General features: G+C 71.3%; 1 pseudogene. It reads left to right on the forward strand.

Annotated features, from left to right (window positions below):
* The first annotated feature begins 257 nt into the window (after nt 1–257).
* Nucleotides 258–18,118: pseudogene (locus CD790_RS36875) on the forward strand (SDR family NAD(P)-dependent oxidoreductase).
* Nucleotides 18,119–18,184 lie beyond the last annotated feature (66 nt).

Here is an 18,184-nt window from a genome sequence, read left to right on the forward strand (position 1 = left end):
GACTCACCCGAGCCCTGGGCGGAAACACGGCCGACCCCCGCTGCCGCACACCTCGGTACCCCACCGGTCCGCAGCCCACCGGGACGCGGCGGCGTGCCCCGACACACCCGGCAGCAGAGGCCAGTGTCACCGCACGCCGTCACCCCGCCGTGCGAGCGTCCCCTCACACCAACCGATCAACGTCACACCCACCGGAGCCGGGAGCACCCTCCGTCGCGCCTGGCCGTCCCACGTCCTGGTCCCAGGGAGTCACCCTCATGAAGCGTTCCGAGGCCGCCTTCGCACACACGGCGGACGCGGCGGACACTCCGATCGCGGTCGTAGGACTCTCCTGCCGCCTCCCCGGCGCCCCCGACCCCGCCGCCTTCCGGGACCTGCTGCGCACCGGCACCGACGCCATCACCGAGGTACCCCGGGAGCGCTGGAACGCCGACGACCTGTACGACGCGGACGCCACCCGCCGCGGCGGCTTCCTCGACCAGGACCACATCGACCACTTCGACGCGGCCTTCTTCGGCATCTCACCCCGCGAAGCCGCCGCGATGGACCCTCAGCAGCGCCTCGTCCTGGAACTGACCTGGGAGGCTCTCGAAGACGCGGGCATCGCCCCGGACCGGCTTCGCACCACCGACACCGGCGTCTACGTCGGCGTCATCGCCGACGACTACGCCACCCTGCAACGACAGCGCGGCCTCGCGGCCATCGACCGGCACAGCTTCACCGGACTGCACCGCAGCATCATCGCCAACCGCGTCTCGTACCATCTCGGCCTGCGCGGCCCCAGCCTGACCCTCGACGCCGGCCAGGCATCCTCCCTCGTCGCCGTTCACCTGGCCTGCGAAAGCCTGCGCCGTGGCGAGAGCACCATCGCCGTCGCCGGCGGCGTCAACCTGATCCTCGCGCCCGAGAGCAGCGTCAGCGTCGCCAAGTTCGGCGGCCTGTCACCCGACGGCACCAGCTACACCTTCGACGCCCGCGCCAACGGCTACGTGCGCGGCGAAGGCGGTGGCGCCGTCGTCCTCAAGCCCCTCCCCGTCGCCCTCGCCGACGGCGACCCCGTCTACTGCGTCATCCGCGGCAGCGCCGTCAACAACGACGGCGGCGGCACCCACCTCACCACTCCCCACCAGGGCGCACAGGAAGACGTCCTGCGTCGCGCCTACCAGCAGGCCGGCATCGACCCCGCCCGGGTCCAGTACGTCGAACTCCACGGCACCGGCACCAAGACCGGCGACCCGATCGAGGCCGCGGCCCTCGGCGCCGTCCTGGGCAGTGCCCGAGGGCGGACCGGGACACCGCTGCGCGTCGGCTCCGCCAAGACGAACGTCGGCCACCTGGAGGGCGCCGCCGGCATCGTCGGCTTCATCAAGACCGCGCTCGGCCTGAAGCACGGCGAACTCTTCCCCAGCCTCAACTACCGCACTCCCCACCCCCAGATCCCGCTGGACGAACTCAACCTGCACGTCCAGACCGAGACACAGCCCTGGACTCCCGACCCGCACTCGGACGCCCCCCTCACCGCCGGCGTCAGCGCCATCGGCGTGGGCGGCACGAACTGCCATGTCGTGCTGGAAGGGGCGCCGGTCCCGGCGCCGGCTCCGGAGGGGGAGCCTTCGCAGGGTGTGCCGCCGGTGGTGGTGCCGTGGGTGGTGTCGGGTAAGTCGGAGGCTGCGCTGCGGGGGCAGGCCGCACGGCTGGCTGCCCGTGTGCCTGGGCTGTCGCCGGTGGATGTCGGGTTCTCGCTGGCTACGACGCGGTCGGTGTTCGAGCACCGGGCTGTGGTTCTCGGTGATCTGGCTGGCGGGCTGGAGGCGTTGGCCGAGGGCCGTGAGGCCGTGGGTGTGGTGCGGGGGAGTGCCGGCGGCTCGGATGGGCGTGCCGTGTTCGTCTTCCCTGGTCAGGGTTCGCAGTGGCTGGGGATGGCGGCTGAGCTGTTGGATTCGTCGCCGGTGTTCGCTCAGCGGATCGGTGAGTGCGCTGCCGCCCTGTCGCCGTTCGTGGACTGGTCGCTGACGGACATCCTGCGGGACACCGATGGTGAGGCATGGCTGGAGCGGGTCGATGTCGTGCAGCCGGTGTTGTGGGCGGTGATGGTCTCCCTGGCCGAGGTATGGCGGTCGTACGGCGTGGAGCCGGCCGCGGTGATCGGTCACTCGCAGGGTGAGATCGCCGCCGCCGCTGTGGCGGGTGCGTTGTCGCTTGAGGACGCCGCGAAGGTGGTGGCGTTGCGGAGCCAGGCCATTCGGGCGCTGTCCGGGCGCGGTGGCATGGTCTCCGTCTCGCTCGGCATGGAAGAAGTGCAGGAGCGGCTGGCGGCCTGGGAGGGTCGCCTTGCGGTCGCGGCGGTCAACGGCCCGGCCGTGGTGGTCGTGTCCGGTGATGCGGACGCCCTGGACGAGCTGCTCGCTGCGTGTGAGGCCGAGGGGGTGCGGGCTCGCCGGGTCGCGGTGGACTATGCCTCCCACTGCGCGCACGTGGAGGAGATCGAGGACGTTGTTCTGCGCGACCTGGCGGACATCGCTCCCCGAGCCGCGTCGGTGCCCTTCTACTCGACGGTCACTGCCGAGGTGCTGGACACCACTGGCCTGGACGCGGGCTACTGGTATCGCAACCTGCGCCAGACGGTGCGTTTCGCTGACACCGTCCGCGCCCTGTTGGACGACGGCTTCCGCCTGTTCATTGAGTCCAGCGCGCACCCGGTGCTGACCATGGGTGTCGAGCAGACCGCCGAGACGCACACCAAGACCTCGGTCACCGCGGTGGGTTCGCTGCGTCGTGACGAGGGTGGTCTGGAGCGGTTCGTCGCGTCGGTGGCTGAGGCGTTCGTGGGTGGGGCGTCTGTCGACTGGGCGGTGTTGTTCGAGGGGACGGGGGCTCGGCGTGTCGAGCTGCCGACGTACGCCTTCCAGCGCCGGCGCTACTGGTTCGACACAGTGGCCGACCCTCAGGCCGACCGGGTGACCGAACCGGTGGTGGACGCCGCATCGCTGCTGAGGGGACGCCTGGCATCGCTGGGCGAGGACGAGCAGGCAGAGCTGCTCCTGGAACTGATCTGCAGTCAGGTCGCCACAACACTGGGCTACGACGGCCCGGAGGTCGTCGACGTCGACCGGACGTTCAAGGAGCTCGGCTTCGACTCGCTGGGTGCCGTCGAGTTCCGCAACCGTCTGAACACCACGACCGGTCTGCGGCTGCAGACCACTCTGCTGTTCGACTACCCCACTCCGGCCGTTCTCGCGCGCCACCTCATGGCCTCCCTCGCCGGCGCTGACCAGCTGGACAGCACGCCAGTGCCGACCGTGGCGTCTCTCGACGAGCCCATCGCGATCGTGGGCATGGGCTGTCGGTACCCCGGCGGAGTGCAGTCGCCCGAAGAGCTCTGGGAGCTGATCGCGTCCGAGGGCGAAGCGATCGCGGGATTCCCGACGGACCGTGGCTGGGACCTGTCCGCCTTGTACTCGCCGGAGCGAGGCAAGCCGGGTACCACGTACGCCCGCGAGGGCGGTTTCCTCTACGACGCCGGCGACTTCGATCCCGCGTTCTTCGGGATCTCGCCGCGTGAGGCGCTGGCGATGGATCCGCAGCAGCGGCTGTTGCTGGAGACCTCCTGGGAGGCCTTCGAGCGGGCCGGTATCGCTCTAGACGGCCAGTGGCAGGCCGGGACCGGCGTCTTCGTCGGCGCAATGGCCCAGGACTACGGCCCCCGCATGCACGACGCCTCGGACGACCTTCAGGGATACCTCCTCACCGGAAGCAGCGTGAGCGCCGCCTCGGGTCGGATCTCGTACACGTTCGGCTTCGAGGGCCCTGCGGTGACGGTGGACACGGCGTGCTCGTCGTCCCTCGTCGCCCTGCACCTGGCGGTGCAGTCGCTCCGTCAGGGCGAGTGCTCGCTGGCGCTGGCCGGCGGTGTGACCGTGATGGCGACGCCCGGCCTCTTCGTGGAGTTCAGCCGACAGCAAGGCGTCGCTCCGGACGGCCGCTGTAGGGCGTTCGCGGCGGGCGCGGACGGCACCGGCTGGGCCGAGGGGGCCGGCGTGCTGCTGCTGGAGCGTCTGTCGGACGCGCGTCGCAACGGGCATCACGTCTTGGCCGTGGTGCGTGGTTCGGCTGTCAATCAGGATGGTGCGAGCAATGGTCTGACGGCGCCGAATGGTCCGTCGCAGCAGCGGGTGATTCGGGCGGCGCTGGCGAATGCCCGGGTGTCGGCTGCTGATGTGGATGTGGTGGAGGCGCACGGTACGGGTACGAAGTTGGGTGATCCGATCGAGGCGCAGGCGCTGCTGGCGACGTATGGGCAGGATCGGCCGGAGGGCCGGCCGCTGTGGCTGGGCTCGGTCAAGTCGAACATCGGGCACACGCAGGCCGCGGCCGGTGTCGCGGGTGTGATGAAGATGGTGCTGGCGATGCGGCACGGTGTGCTGCCGCGGACGCTGCATGTGGATGAGCCGTCGCCGCACGTCGACTGGACGATGGGTTCGGTCGAGCTGCTGACGGAGTCGGTGGCGTGGCCTGAGAGTGGTCAGCCGCGGCGTGCGGGTGTGTCGTCGTTCGGTATCAGTGGCACGAACGCGCATGTGATTCTTGAGCAGGCTCCCGTTTCGGATTCGGCTGAGGATTCGTCGTCGCAGAGTGTGCCGCCGGTGATGGTGCCGTGGTTGGTGTCCGGCCGCTCGGAGAGCGCGTTGCGGGGGCAGGCGGCGCGGCTGGTGTCGTTCGTCGGGGAGCATGTCGACCTCGCGCCTGTGGATGTGGGGTTCTCGTTGGCCACGACTCGGTCGGTGTTCGAGCACCGGGCTGTGGTGTTGGCCGCTGACGGGGCTGGTTTCGCGGGTGGGTTGTCCGCGTTGGTGGCGGGTGAGCCGTGGAAAGCTGGCGGTGCTGTTCTCGGGGCAGGGCAGTCAGCGGGCGGGTATGGGTCGGGAGTTGTATGCGGCTTTCCCTGTGTTCGCTGAGGCTTTCGATGAGGTGTGTGCGGGGTTTGATGGGTTGCTGGAGCGGCCGTTGCGTGAGGTCGTCTTCGAGGACGGTGATGCTCTCGATGGGACGGGGTTCACGCAGTGTGGTCTGTTCGCTTTGGAGGTGGCGCTTTACCGGCTGGTGTCTTCGTGGGGTGTGACGCCTGACTTCGTCGGCGGTCACTCGATCGGTGAGATCGCCGCGGCGTATGTGGCGGGGGTGTGGTCGCTGGAGGACGCGTGTGCTCTGGTGGCGGCGCGTGGTCGGTTGATGCAGGCGCTGCCCGAGGGCGGGGCGATGTTGGCGGTGGAGGCTGACGAGGCGTCTGTGCGGACTACGTTGGCCGGGCGGGCTGCGGTGGACGTGGCGGCGGTCAACGGGCCCTCCTCCGTGGTGGTTTCCGGCGATGAAGCGGCCGTGGCGGAGCTGGAGCGGGTGTGGCGGGCCGAGGGGCGGCGGGTGCGCCGGCTGCGGGTGTCGCATGCCTTCCACTCCCCGCTGATGGAGCCGATGCTGGCGGAGTTCCGGCAGGTCGTCGAGCGGCTGACGTACGAGGTGCCGCGGATCCCGCTGGTCTCGAACCTGACCGGAGAGCTGGCCACCGCGCAGGAGGTGTGTGACCCGGAGTACTGGGTGCGGCACGTCCGTGAGGCAGTCCGCTTCGCCGACGGGGTTGCGCGTCTGGCCGCACAGGGTGTGACCGTCTGCCTGGAACTGGGCCCGGACGGAGTGCTGTCCGGCATGGGCCAGGACAGTGCCCCGGAGACGCTGTTCGCCCCGGTCCTGCGCAAGGATCGCGACGAAACCACCTCTCTGATGGAGGCGTTGGCCGGGATCTATGTCCAGGGGCACAGCGTGGACTGGGCCGCCCACCTCGCGCCTTCCCGTCCGCGGCGGGTGGAACTTCCTACCTACGCCTTCCAGCGCGACCGGTACTGGTTGGAGACGCTCCGGCCTGCGCTGCGGGAAGTCGAATCCGCTGATGCTGCCCAGGGTTGGCGTTATCGGGTGGCGTGGTCGCCGTTGGTTGGGGTTTCTGGTGTGTTGTCGGGGGCGTGGTTGGTGGTTGTGCCGGCCGGGCTCGCTGGCGATGTGTGGGTGGGTGAGTGTGTGGCGGGTCTGGCGCGTGGTGGTGCCCGGCCGGTGGCGTTGGAACTCGACGTGGATGAGTGTGGTCGTGAGCGGGTCGCTGAGCGGCTGCGTGGGGTGTTGGAGGGTGAGGCGGGGTTCGCGGGTGTGGTCTCGCTCCTCGCGTTGGCGTCGGGGCGGGACGTGGTGTTCGGGTCTGTGCCTGCCGGGCTCGCCCTGACGCTCGGCTTGGTCCAGGCGCTCGGTGATGTCGGTGTTGAGGCTTCGTTGTGGTGTGTGACCCGGGGTGCGGTCGCGGTGACGGACTCGGAGCGTGTGACGGATCTCGATCAGGCTCAGTTGTGGGGTCTGGGGCCGAGGGGGAGGTCGCACTGCGCGCCGCCGGGGTGTTCGGTCGGCGTGTGGTCCGTTGCGCGGGGTCTGGCGGCGGTTCCTGGCAGGCGTCGGGGACGGTGTTGGTGACCGGTGGTACGGGTGGTGTGGGTCGGCATGTGGCGCGGTGGTTGGCGCGGGCGGGGGCGGAGCATGTGGTGTTGGCTTCGCGGCGTGGTCCCGCCGCTGATGGTGTGGCGGAGTTGCGGGCTGAGATCGCGGAGTTGGGAGCGCGGTTGTCGGTGGTGGCCTGTGACATCGGCGATCGTGATGCGGTGGCTGCTCTGTTGGCGGGTGTTCCGGCTGAGGTGCCGTTGACGGCGGTGGTGCATGCGGCGGGTGTGTTGGATGACGGTGTGCTGGACGGGCTGTCGGTGGAGCGGTTCGAGTCGGTGCTTCGGGTGAAGGCGGAGGGTGCCCGGCATCTGCATGAGTTGACCCGTGATCTGGGTCTGTCGGCGTTCGTGTTGTTCTCGTCGTTCTCGGCGACGGTGGGTGGTGCGGGGCAGGGTAACTATGCTGCGGCGAACGCGTATCTGGACGCGTTGGCGGAGGTGCGGCGGGCTGAGGGGCTGCCGGCGACCTCGATCGCGTGGGGCCCCTGGGCCGAAGACGGCATGGCACGTGCCGTAGCGGACCGTTGGGAACAGCACGGTCTGCCCGCGATGTCCCCCGACTTGGCGATAGCCGAGTTGGAGCTGGCCGTCAACGACCCGATGGCGGCCTCACTGCTCGTCGCCGACGTCGACTGGGACACCCTGGCGCAGGTCAGGGCCGGAATGGGCGCCCCGAAGCTGCTGGCGCAGCTGACCCGGCACGCGTCGGGCGATGTGGCGGGCGACGGTGCCGCTCCGGCCGACGGATCGCTGCGCCAGCGGCTCGCCGGACTGCGGACCGCTGAGCAGGAGCGCGCTGTCGTGGAGTTCGTGCGCTCCCATGTCGCCGCCGTGCTCGGGCATCGCCGACCGGAGACTGTCGACGCCGACCGGGCCTTCAAGGAACTGGGCTTCGACTCTCTGGCGGCCGTCACCCTGCGCAACCGTCTCAATGCGGCCACGGGCCTGAAGCTTTCCAGCACCCTTCTCTTCGACCACCCCACGGTGACGGCACTGGCACGGATTCTCCGCACCGAGGCGCTGGGACTGCGTGGAGACGAGGGATCGGCGCTGCCCGCCACGGCGCCGACGGACGACGAGCCGATCGCGATCGTGGCGATGAGCTGCCGTTTCCCGGGAGGCGTACGGACCCCCGAGGAGCTGTGGAACCTACTCGTCGACGAACGCGAGGTGCTGACCGAGTTCCCCGCGGGTCGAGGCTGGGATCTCGACACCCTCTTCGCCCCGGACCCAGACGAGTCGGGCAAGAGCTATGTCCGAGAGGGAGCTTTCCTCGACGACGCCGGCGCCTTCGACCCGAAGTTCTTCGGGATCTCGCCGCGTGAGGCGGCGGCGATGGATCCCCAGCAGCGACTGCTCCTGGAGACCTCCTGGGAGGCCTTCGAGCGAGCCGGTATCGACGGCACGCTCCTACAGGGCACCCCGACGGGAGTCTTCATCGGCAGCAACGGCCAGGACTACGGACGGAGCCTGCGCGAGGCGCCGTCCGAGAATGTCGAGGGTCACCTGGTGACCAGCAGCGCCGCCAGCGTCGTATCGGGGCGCATCTCGTACACATTCGGCCTCGAAGGCCCCGCGGTCACTGTGGACACCGCGTGCTCGTCCTCACTGGTGGCCCTGCATCTGGCCGTGCAGTCGCTGCGGCAGGGCGAATGCACGCTCGCTCTTGCCGGCGGCGTCACTGTGATGTCCACCCCCGAACTCTTCGTGGAGTTCAGCCGTCAGCGGGGTCTCGCTCCGGACGGTCGTTGCAAGGCGTTCGCGGCGGGCGCGGACGGCACCGGGTGGGGTGAGGGCGTCGGTCTGCTCCTGTTGGAGCGGTTGTCGGACGCGGAGCGTAACGGTCACCGGGTGCTGGCGGTGGTGCGTGGTTCGGCGGTCAATCAGGATGGTGCGAGCAATGGTCTGACGGCGCCGAATGGTCCCTCCCAGCAGCGGGTGATCCGGGCGGCGCTGGCGAATGCCCGGGTGTCGGCTGCTGATGTGGATGTGGTGGAGGCGCACGGTACGGGTACGAAGCTGGGTGACCCGATCGAGGCGCAGGCGTTGCTGGCGACGTATGGGCAGGATCGGCCGGAGGGCCGGCCGCTGTGGTTGGGCTCGGTCAAGTCGAACATCGGGCACACTCAGGCCGCGGCCGGTGTCGCCGGTGTGATGAAGATGGTGCTGGCGATGCGGCATGGGCGGCTGCCCCGCACCCTGCACGTGGACGAGCCCACCCCGCACGTCGACTGGACGACGGGTTCCGTCGAGCTGGTCACGGACTCGATCGCATGGCCTGAGGCGGGGCATGCACGTCGGGCGGGTGTCTCTTCGTTCGGCGTCAGCGGCACGAACGCGCACGTGATCCTTGAGCAGGCTCCGGTTGCGGGTGCGGAGGAGGCGGCGGCGGGGGAGCCGGCTGGGGATGTCGAGGCGCCGGTGGTGGTGCCGTGGGTGGTGTCGGGCAAGTCGGAGGCCGCGCTGCGGGGGCAGGCCGCACGGCTGGCTGCCCGTGTGCCTGGGCTGTCGCCGGTGGATGTCGGGTTCTCGCTGGCTACGACGCGGTCGGTGTTCGAGCACCGGGCTGTGGTTCTCGGTGATCTGGCTGGCGGGCTGGAGGCGTTGGCCGAGGGCCGTGAGGCCGTGGGTGTGGTGCGGGGGAGTGCCGGCGGCTCGGATGGGCGTGCCGTGTTCGTCTTCCCTGGTCAGGGTTCGCAGTGGGTCGGTATGGCGGCTGAGCTGTTGGATTCGTCGCCGGTGTTCGCTCGGCGGATCGGTGAGTGTGCGGCTGCGTTGGCGCCGTTCGTGGACTGGTCGCTGATGGATGTGCTGCGGGACACCGGCTCCGAGGGTCGGCTGGAGCGGGTGGATGTCGTGCAGCCGGTGTTGTGGGCGGTGATGGTCTCGCTGGCGGAGGTGTGGCGGTCGTACGGCGTGGAGCCGGCTGCGGTGATCGGTCATTCGCAGGGTGAGATCGCCGCTGCCGCTGTGGCGGGTGCGTTGTCGCTTGAGGACGCGGCGAAGGTGGTGGCTCTGCGGGGTAAGGCCATTCGGGCGTTGTCCGGGCGTGGGGGCATGGTCTCCGTCTCGCTCGGCGTGGAAGAAGTGCAGGAGCGGCTGGGGGCTTGGGAGGGTCGCCTTGCGGTCGCGGCGGTCAACGGTCCGGCCGTGGTCGTGGTGTCCGGTGATGCGGACGCCCTGGACGAGCTGCTCGCTGCCTGCGAGACGGAGGGGGTGCGGGCGCGGCGTGTCGCGGTGGACTACGCCTCCCACTGCGCGCATGTGGAGGAGATCGAGGACGTTCTCCTGCGGGAACTGGCGGACATCGCTCCCCAGACGGCATCCGTCCCCTTCTACTCGACGGTCACTGCCGAGGTCCTGGACACCACCGGCCTGGACGCGGGCTACTGGTATCGCAACCTGCGCCAGACGGTGCGTTTCGCCGACACCGTCCGCACTCTGCTCGACGACGGCTTCCGCCTCTTCATCGAGTCCAGCGCGCACCCGGTGCTGACGATGGGCGTCGAGCAGACCGCCGAAGCCCACGCAGACACCGCTGTCACGACCGTCGGTTCGCTGCGGCGCGACGAGGGCGGACTGCTTCGCTTCCTGACCTCGGCCGCCGAAGCCTTCGTCGGCGGCGCGGCCGTCGACTGGGCCGGTGTGTACGCAGGTACCGGCGCGACCCGTGTCGACCTCCCCACCTACGCCTTCCAACACCAGCACTACTGGATCGAGGCCGCAGCCACCCGTCAGGGTGATGTCGCCTCGGCCGGTCTCTCGTCCGCCGATCACCCGTTGCTCGGCGCTGCCGTCACGCTGCCCGCGTCCGACGGGGCGCTGCTGACGGGACGACTGTCGCTGCGTACGCACCCCTGGCTGGCCGATCACGCGGTGCGGGGCCGTTGCTCGCGGCCTCCGTCTTCGTCGAGTTGGCGTTGCGGGCCGGGGAGACCGTCGGCTGCGACCGGGTGGAGGAGCTGACGCTGGAGGCGCCGCTCCCGCTGTCGGAGCGTGGTGCCGTACAGGTTCAGGTGACCGTCGGTGGGGGCGACGGGAACGGGGCGCGCTCCGTCGAGGTGTACGCCCGTGACGAGGCCACCGTGGACGGCTCCTGGACCCGGCATGCCTCTGGGGTTCTGGTCTCTGGAGCCGACATCCCCGCGCCGGCCAGTGACCTGGACGTGTGGCCGCCCGCGGGCGCTCACGCGGTTGAACTCGCCGGCTTCTATGAGCGTCTGGCTCAGGCCGGAGTCACGTACGGGGCGGCGTTCCATGGGCTGAACGCGGCCTGGCGGCGCGGTGACGAGGTGTTCGCCGAGGTGGCGCTGCCGGAGGCGGAGCGGGCGGACGTGGCTCGGTACGGACTCCACCCCGTGCTGCTCGACACCGCGTTGCAGGCGGGCCTGGGGCCCCTGGACGTGGTCGACGGTGTCCTGGAGAACACACGACTGCCGTTCGTGTGGCGTGGGGTGTCGCTGTACGCGACCGGCGCCTCGACGCTGCGCGTACGGCTGGCGCCGGCCGGCGCGGACGGGATGTCGGTCCTGGTCGCGGACGCGGCGGGCATGCCGGTCGCGACCGCGGACGCCCTGGTGACGCGCGCGGTGTCGCAGGAGCAGCTGTCGGCGGTGGCCGACCTCGCCACCCGTACTTCGGACGACGAGCCGAGCCGGAGCACCATGACCCGGCGCGCGCTGGCCCAGGCGGCCGCGGACACCGAGGAGTCGTCCCTGCGGCGGAGCCTCCTGCGCGCTGGCGAGGCGCAGCGGCAGCGCATGCTGCTGCGGCTGGTGCAGGAGCAGGCCGCCACCGTTCTCGGACACGCCACCCCTGACGAGGTCGAGGCCGAACTCGCCTTTAAGGACCATGGATTCGACTCCCTCACCGCGGTCCAGCTGCGCAACCGTCTCAACACCGCCACCGGGCACCGGCTGCCGGCCACCCTCGTCTTCGACCACCCGACCCCAGCCGCCCTCGCGGCGTACCTGCACGCCGAACTCCTCGGCCGCGAGGAAGATGCCCCCGCCCCCGCGGCGCCTGTCGTCCGGGCCGTGGCGGATCAGGAACCCATCGCCATCGTCGGGATGAGCTGCCGCTTCCCCGGCGGTGTGCGGTCGCCCGAGGAGCTGTGGGAGCTGCTGACCGAGGGCCGCGACGCGATATCCGGGTTCCCCGAGGACCGTGGCTGGGACGCGGAGGGGTTGTACGACCCCGACCCCGACGTCCCCGGCAAGACGTACACGCGCCACGGCGGCTTCGTCTCCCACGCGGGCGGCTTCGATCCGGCGTTCTTCGGCATCTCGCCGCGTGAGGCGACGGCGATGGACCCGCAGCAGCGGCTGTTGCTCGAGACGGGCTGGGAGGCGTTCGAACGCGCGGGCATCGACCCGGCGGCCCTGCGGGGCAGCCAGACCGGCGTCTTCATGGGTGCCGGTTCGCACGGCTACGGCACGGGTAGCCACGACCCGTCGAGCGGTGTCGAGGGCTACCTCGTCACCGGCAACGCTCTCAGCGTCACCTCCGGCCGCCTCGCGTACGTCTTCGGGTTCGAAGGACCCGCCGTCGCCGTCGACACGGCCTGCTCGTCGTCGCTGGTGGCGTTGCATCTGGCCGTGCAGTCGCTGCGACAGGGCGAGTGCCCGCTGGCCTTGGCCGGCGGCTCGGCGATCATGTCCACGCCGTGGACCTTCGTCGGCTTCAGCCGCCAGCGCGGACTGGCTCCCGACGGCCGCTGCAAGCCGTTCTCCGCCGCCGCCGACGGCTTCGGACCGGCCGAGGGCGTCGGCGTCCTCCTGCTGGAGCGACTGTCCGACGCCCGCCGCAACGGGCACCGCGTGCTGGCCGTCGTCCGGGGTACGGCCATCAACCAGGACGGCGCGAGCAACGGTCTGACGGCGCCGAACGGTCCCTCCCAGCAGCGGGTGATCCGGGCCGCGCTGGCGAACGCCAAGGTGTCGGCCACCGAGGTGGACGTGGTCGAGGCGCACGGTACGGGCACGAAGCTCGGCGACCCGATCGAGGCTCAGGCTCTGCTGGCGACGTACGGGCAGGACCGGCCGGAGGACCGGCCGCTGTGGCTGGGGTCGATCAAGTCCAACATCGGGCACACCCAGGCCGCGGCCGGTGTCGCCGGTGTGATGAAGATGGTCTTGGCGATGCGGCACGGTGTGCTGCCGCGGACGCTTCACCTGGACGTACCCACACCGCACGTCGACTGGTCCGCGGGAGCGGTGCGGCTGCTGTCGGAGGACGTGGCCTGGCCCGAGACGGGACATCCTCGCCGTGCGGCCGTCTCCTCCTTCGGCATGAGCGGGACCAACGCCCACGCCGTACTCGAGCAGGCGCCGGATTGGACTCCGGAGCCGGATCCGTCCGTACCGGGCGCGCCGCCCGCGGTCGTGCCGTGGGTGGTCTCGGGGCGCTCGGACAGCGCGCTGGCGGCCCAGGCCGAGCGGCTGACCGCGTTCGTGCGTGACGGGGCCGAGTTGTCGCCCGTGGACATCGGGTTGTCGCTCGCGACCACTCGGTCGGTGCTCGAACACCGGGCCGTGGTCCTCGCCGGAGACCGGAACGGACTCGTGGAGGGCCTGGACGCGTTGGCCGACGGACGCGTACTGCCCGGTGTGGTGCGGGGCGTCGCCGGTTCACGTGGTCAGACGGTGTTCGTGTTCCCTGGTCAGGGTTCGCAGTGGGTCGGTATGGCGGCTGAGCTGTTGGATTCGTCGCCGGTGTTCGCTCAGCGGATCGGTGAGTGCGCTGCCGCCCTGTCGCCGTTCGTGGACTGGTCGCTGACGGACATCCTGCGGGACACCGATGGTGAGGCATGGCTGGAGCGGGTGGATGTCGTGCAGCCGGTGTTGTGGGCGGTGATGGTCTCCCTGGCTGAGGTCTGGCGTTCCCTGGGCGTCGAGCCGGCCGCGGTGATCGGTCATTCGCAGGGTGAGATCGCCGCTGCCGCTGTGGCGGGTGCGTTGTCGCTCGAGGACGCCGCGAAGGTGGTGGCTCTGCGGAGTAAGGCCATTCGGGCGCTGTCCGGGCGCGGTGGCATGGTCTCCGTCTCCCTTGGCGTGGAAGAAGTTCAGGAGCGTCTGGCGGCTTGGGAGGGTCGTCTGGCGGTCGCGGCGGTCAACGGCCCGGCCGTGGTGGTCGTGTCCGGTGATGCGGACGCCCTGGACGAGCTGCTCGCTGCGTGTGAGGCGGAGGGGGTGCGGGCTCGCCGGGTCGCGGTGGACTACGCCTCGCACTGCGCGCATGTGGAGGAGATCGAGGACGTTGTTCTGCGGGAGCTGGCGGACATCGCTCCCCGAGCCGCGTCGGTGCCCTTCTACTCGACGGTGACCGCTGAGGTCCTGGACACCACCGGCTTGGACGCGGGCTACTGGTATCGCAACCTCCGCCAGACGGTCCGCTTCGCCGATACCGTCCGTGCCCTGCTCGACGACGGCTTCCGTCTCTTCATCGAGTCCAGCGCGCACCCGGTGCTCACGATGGGCGTCGAGCAGACCGCCGAGACCCACGTCAGCACACCTGTCACGACGGTCGGGTCACTGCGCCGCGACGAAGGCGGACTGTCTCGCTTCCTGACCTCGGCCGCCGAGGCGTTCGTCGGTGGCGCGGCCGTCGACTGGGCCGGTGTCTTCACGGGTACGGGCGCCCGTCGCGTGGACCTGCCCACCTACGCCTTCCAACACCAGCACTACTGGCTGGAGTCGGAGTCCGCCATCCCGGCCGATGTCGCCTCGGCCGGTCTCTCGTCCGCCGATCACCCGTTGCTCGGCGCGGCCGTCACGCTGCCCGCGTCCGACGGGGCGCTGCTGACGGGACGACTGTCGCTGCGTACGCACCCCTGGCTGGCCGATCACGCGGTGCGGGGCACGCCTCTGCTTCCCGGGACGGCGTTCGTGGAGCTGGCGCTGCGGGCGGGGGACGCGGTCGGCTGTGACCGACTGGAGGAACTCACGCTGGAGGCGCCGCTGGCGCTGCCCGAGGAGGGCGGCGTACAGGTACAGGTGGTGCTGGACGGTCCGGGGGACGGTGGACGCCGGGAACTGGGCGTGTACTCGCGTCGGAGCGACGCGCCCGACGGGGCGTGGACGCGGCATGCCTCGGGTGTGCTCGGTTCTGAGGCCGAAGGCCCGGTGCCGGACGGCGAACTGAGCGTGTGGCCGCCCGCAGGAGCCCAGGAGGTCGAACTCGACGGACTCTACGAGCGGTTGGCCGCCACCGGACTCGCTTACGGGCCGGTGTTCCGTGGGCTGAACGCGGTCTGGCGGCGTGGCGACGAGGTGTTCGCCGAGGTCGCACTCGCCGAGGAGCAGCGCGCCGACGCCAGGAGGTACGGACTGCACCCCGCGCTGCTGGACTCCGCGCTGCACGCCTGGCTGACGGACACGGAGCGGGAATCCGACGCGATCCGGCTGCCGTTCGTGTGGCGTGGGGTGTCGCTGTACGCGACCGGCGCCTCGACGCTGCGCGTACGGCTGGCGCCGGCCGGGGTGGACGGGATGTCGGTGCTGGTCGCCGACGCGGCGGGCATGCCGGTCGCGACCGCGGACGCCCTGGTGACGCGCGCGGTCACGGTCGACCAGGTCGCGGCGGCGGCGCCGAGCGGGGCGAACCAGGCGCTGCACCGGGTGGACTGGACCGAGGCGTCCGACATCGACACCGGCACGGTGCGAGCGGACGACGGATGTGCCGTCGTCGGGGCGGATGCCTCGGGGCTGGCCGCCGCGCTCAAGGCGGCCGGCCGGGCCCCGCAGGAGTACGCCGACCTGGCTGATCTCGCGGAGCGGCTGGACTCCGGCTCTCCCTCACCGGACCTGGTCTTCGCCGAGGTCGTGTCGGGCGTCGAGAACGATGTCGTGGTGGCGACACACGAGGTGACACACCGGACGTTGGAGCTGGTGCAGACGTGGCTGGCCACCGATGGCCTCGACCGGGCACGGCTGGTCCTGGTGACCCGGGGCGCGGTGTCGGCGGTACCCGTTGAGGATGTGACCGACCTGCCGGCCGCCGCCGTGTGGGGGCTGGTGCGCTCGGCGCAGGCCGAGCACCCGGACCGGTTCGTCCTGCTGGACGTGGACGACGCCGACGCGTCGCTCGCCGCTCTGCACGAGGCCGCACTGACCGGAGAACCACAGCTGGCCCTCCGCGACGGCCGGGTGCGGGTGCCGCGGCTGGCCGGCGGTGTCGCCAGCGGTGTGCTGGTGCCCGAGAACGGTGTACCGGCCTGGCGGCTGACGGCGTCCGAGGACGGGACGCTGGAGGGCTTGCGGCTGCGCGAGGCACCGGACGCGACCCGGGAACTCGGCGAGCACGAGGTGCGGATCGCCGTACGGGCCGCCGGACTGAACTTCCGCGATGTGCTCCTCGCCCTGGGAATGTACCCCGACGCGGCCCTGATGGGCGGCGAGGGCGCGGGCGTGGTGGTGGCCACCGGCCCCGGAGTGTCCTCGTACGCTGTCGGCGACCGGGTGATGGGCATCTGGTCCGGCGGGTTCGGCCCGCTCGTCGTGGCGGACCAGCGGACACTGGCCCACATGCCGGATGGCTGGTCGTTCACCCAGGCCGCGTCGGTCCCCATCGTCTACGTGACCGCGCTGTACGCGCTGCGCGAGCTGGCCGGCGTACGCTCCGGCGAGTCGCTGCTGGTGCACTCCGCCGCGGGCGGGGTCGGCATGGCGGCGGTGCAGCTCGCCCGGGCCTGGGACGTCGAGGTGTTCGCCACCGCGAGCCCGGCCAAGTGGGACGTGCTGCGAGCGCTGGGCGTCGATGACGCGCACCTGGCGTCCTCGCGCTCGCTGGAGTTCGCAAGCCGGTTCGGCGGCGACACGGGCGGGATGGACGTCGTCCTCAACTCCCTGACCGGGGAGTTCGTGGACGCCTCGCTGGGCCTGCTCCGGGCCGGCGGGCGGTTCGTGGAGATGGGCAAGACGGACGTACGGGAGGCCGACGCCGTGGCGGCGGCCCACCCCGGGGTCGGCTACCGGGCCTTCGATCTGGGCGAGGCCGGCCCCGCGCGGATCGGCGAGATGCTGGCGGAGGTCCTCGACCTCTTCGCGCGCGGACGGCTACGGCCGCTGCCCACCCGCGTGTGGGACGTACGCCGGGCCCCGGATGCCTTCCGGTTCATGAGTCAGGCACGCCACATCGGAAAGCTCGTGCTCAGCGTTCCCGCCGCGGCTCCGGAATCGGACGGCACCGTGCTGGTCACGGGCGCCGCGGGCACCCTTGGCCGGCTCGTCGCCCGGCACCTGGTGGAACGGCACGGGGTGCGCCGCCTGCTGCTGGTCAGCCGGCGCGGCCCGGCCGCCGAGGGCATGCCGGAACTCCGCGAGGAACTCGCCGCCCTGGGCGCCTCGGTGCGGATCGCCGCCTGCGACGTCGCCGACCGCGACGCGTTGTCGGCGCTGCTCTCCGGACTGCCGGAAGGGCACGGTCTGACCGGCGTGGTGCACGCCGCGGGCGTCCTGGACGACGCCACGGTGGCGTCCCTGACACCGGAACGCCTCGACGCCGTACTGCGCGCCAAGGCAGACGCGGCTTGGCATCTGCACCAGCTCACGCGCCGCTTCGACCTCACCCTGTTCGCCCTGTTCTCCTCGACCGCCGGCGTCTTCGGATCCGCGGGCCAGGCGAACTACGCCGCGGCGAACACCTTCCTGGACGCCCTCGCCCAGCACCGCCACGCGCAGGGTCTGCCCGCGACCTCCCTGGCCTGGGGCCTGTGGGCCGAGCGCACCGGAATGACCGGCCACCTCAACCAGGCGGACCTGTCCCGCATGACCCGTGGCGGCCTGCTGCCCTTCTCCTCCGAGGAGGGCCTGGCGCTCCTCGACGCGGCGGGCGGCCTGGCGGAGGCCCTCGTGGTGCCCGCCCGGCTGGACACCGGCGCCCTGGCCGCCGAGGCCGCCCAGGGCAGCACCCCGCCGCCCGCCGTGCTGCGTGACCTCGTACGGCGCCCCGTACCGGCCCGGCGGTCCAGCGTCCAGGAACCGCGGCGATCCGACGAGCCGTCGCTGGCGCAGCGCCTGGCCGGGCTGGCCGCACCGGAGCGGCGGCGGACGCTGCTGCGGCTGGTCCAGGAGCACGGCGCCACCGTGCTCGGTCACGGCTCCGCGGTGTCCGTCGTGGCCGACCGGGGGTTCCTCGAACTCGGCTTCGACTCTCTCACCGCCGTCGAACTGCGCAACCGGCTCAACACGGCCACCGGGCTGCGGCTGCCGGCCACGCTGATCTTCGACTACCCGACCCCCGAAGCACTCGCCGCACACCTCGACGAGGAGTGCGCGCCCGCCCCGGCGGCCGGGGCATCGGACGCCGTCCTCACCGCCGAACTCGACCGGTTGGCGGCGGCGTTGCGCGAGACGGCCGTCGGCGCCGACGCCGGCGCACGCGAGTCGGTCGCCGGTCGGCTCCGGGAACTCCTGTCCACCGTCTCCGCCTGGGGCGACGGAACGCAGGAGGACACCGCACCGGCCTCCGGCGCCGCCGAGCCCGCCGCCCCGGCCGTTGTCGCCGACCACCTGGAGACCGCGGACGCGGACGAGCTCTTCGCCTTCATCGACCAGGAGTTCGGCTCCGCTGAGGAGTCCTGATCCGCTTGACCACTCCCGCGCCCGCCGACACCCCGCGCTCCCCCCTGTCCTTCCCGCTGTACGCCC

Source organism: Streptomyces sp. SAJ15 (assembly GCF_007595705.1).
In the GTDB taxonomy this organism is placed as follows: domain Bacteria; phylum Actinomycetota; class Actinomycetes; order Streptomycetales; family Streptomycetaceae; genus Streptomyces.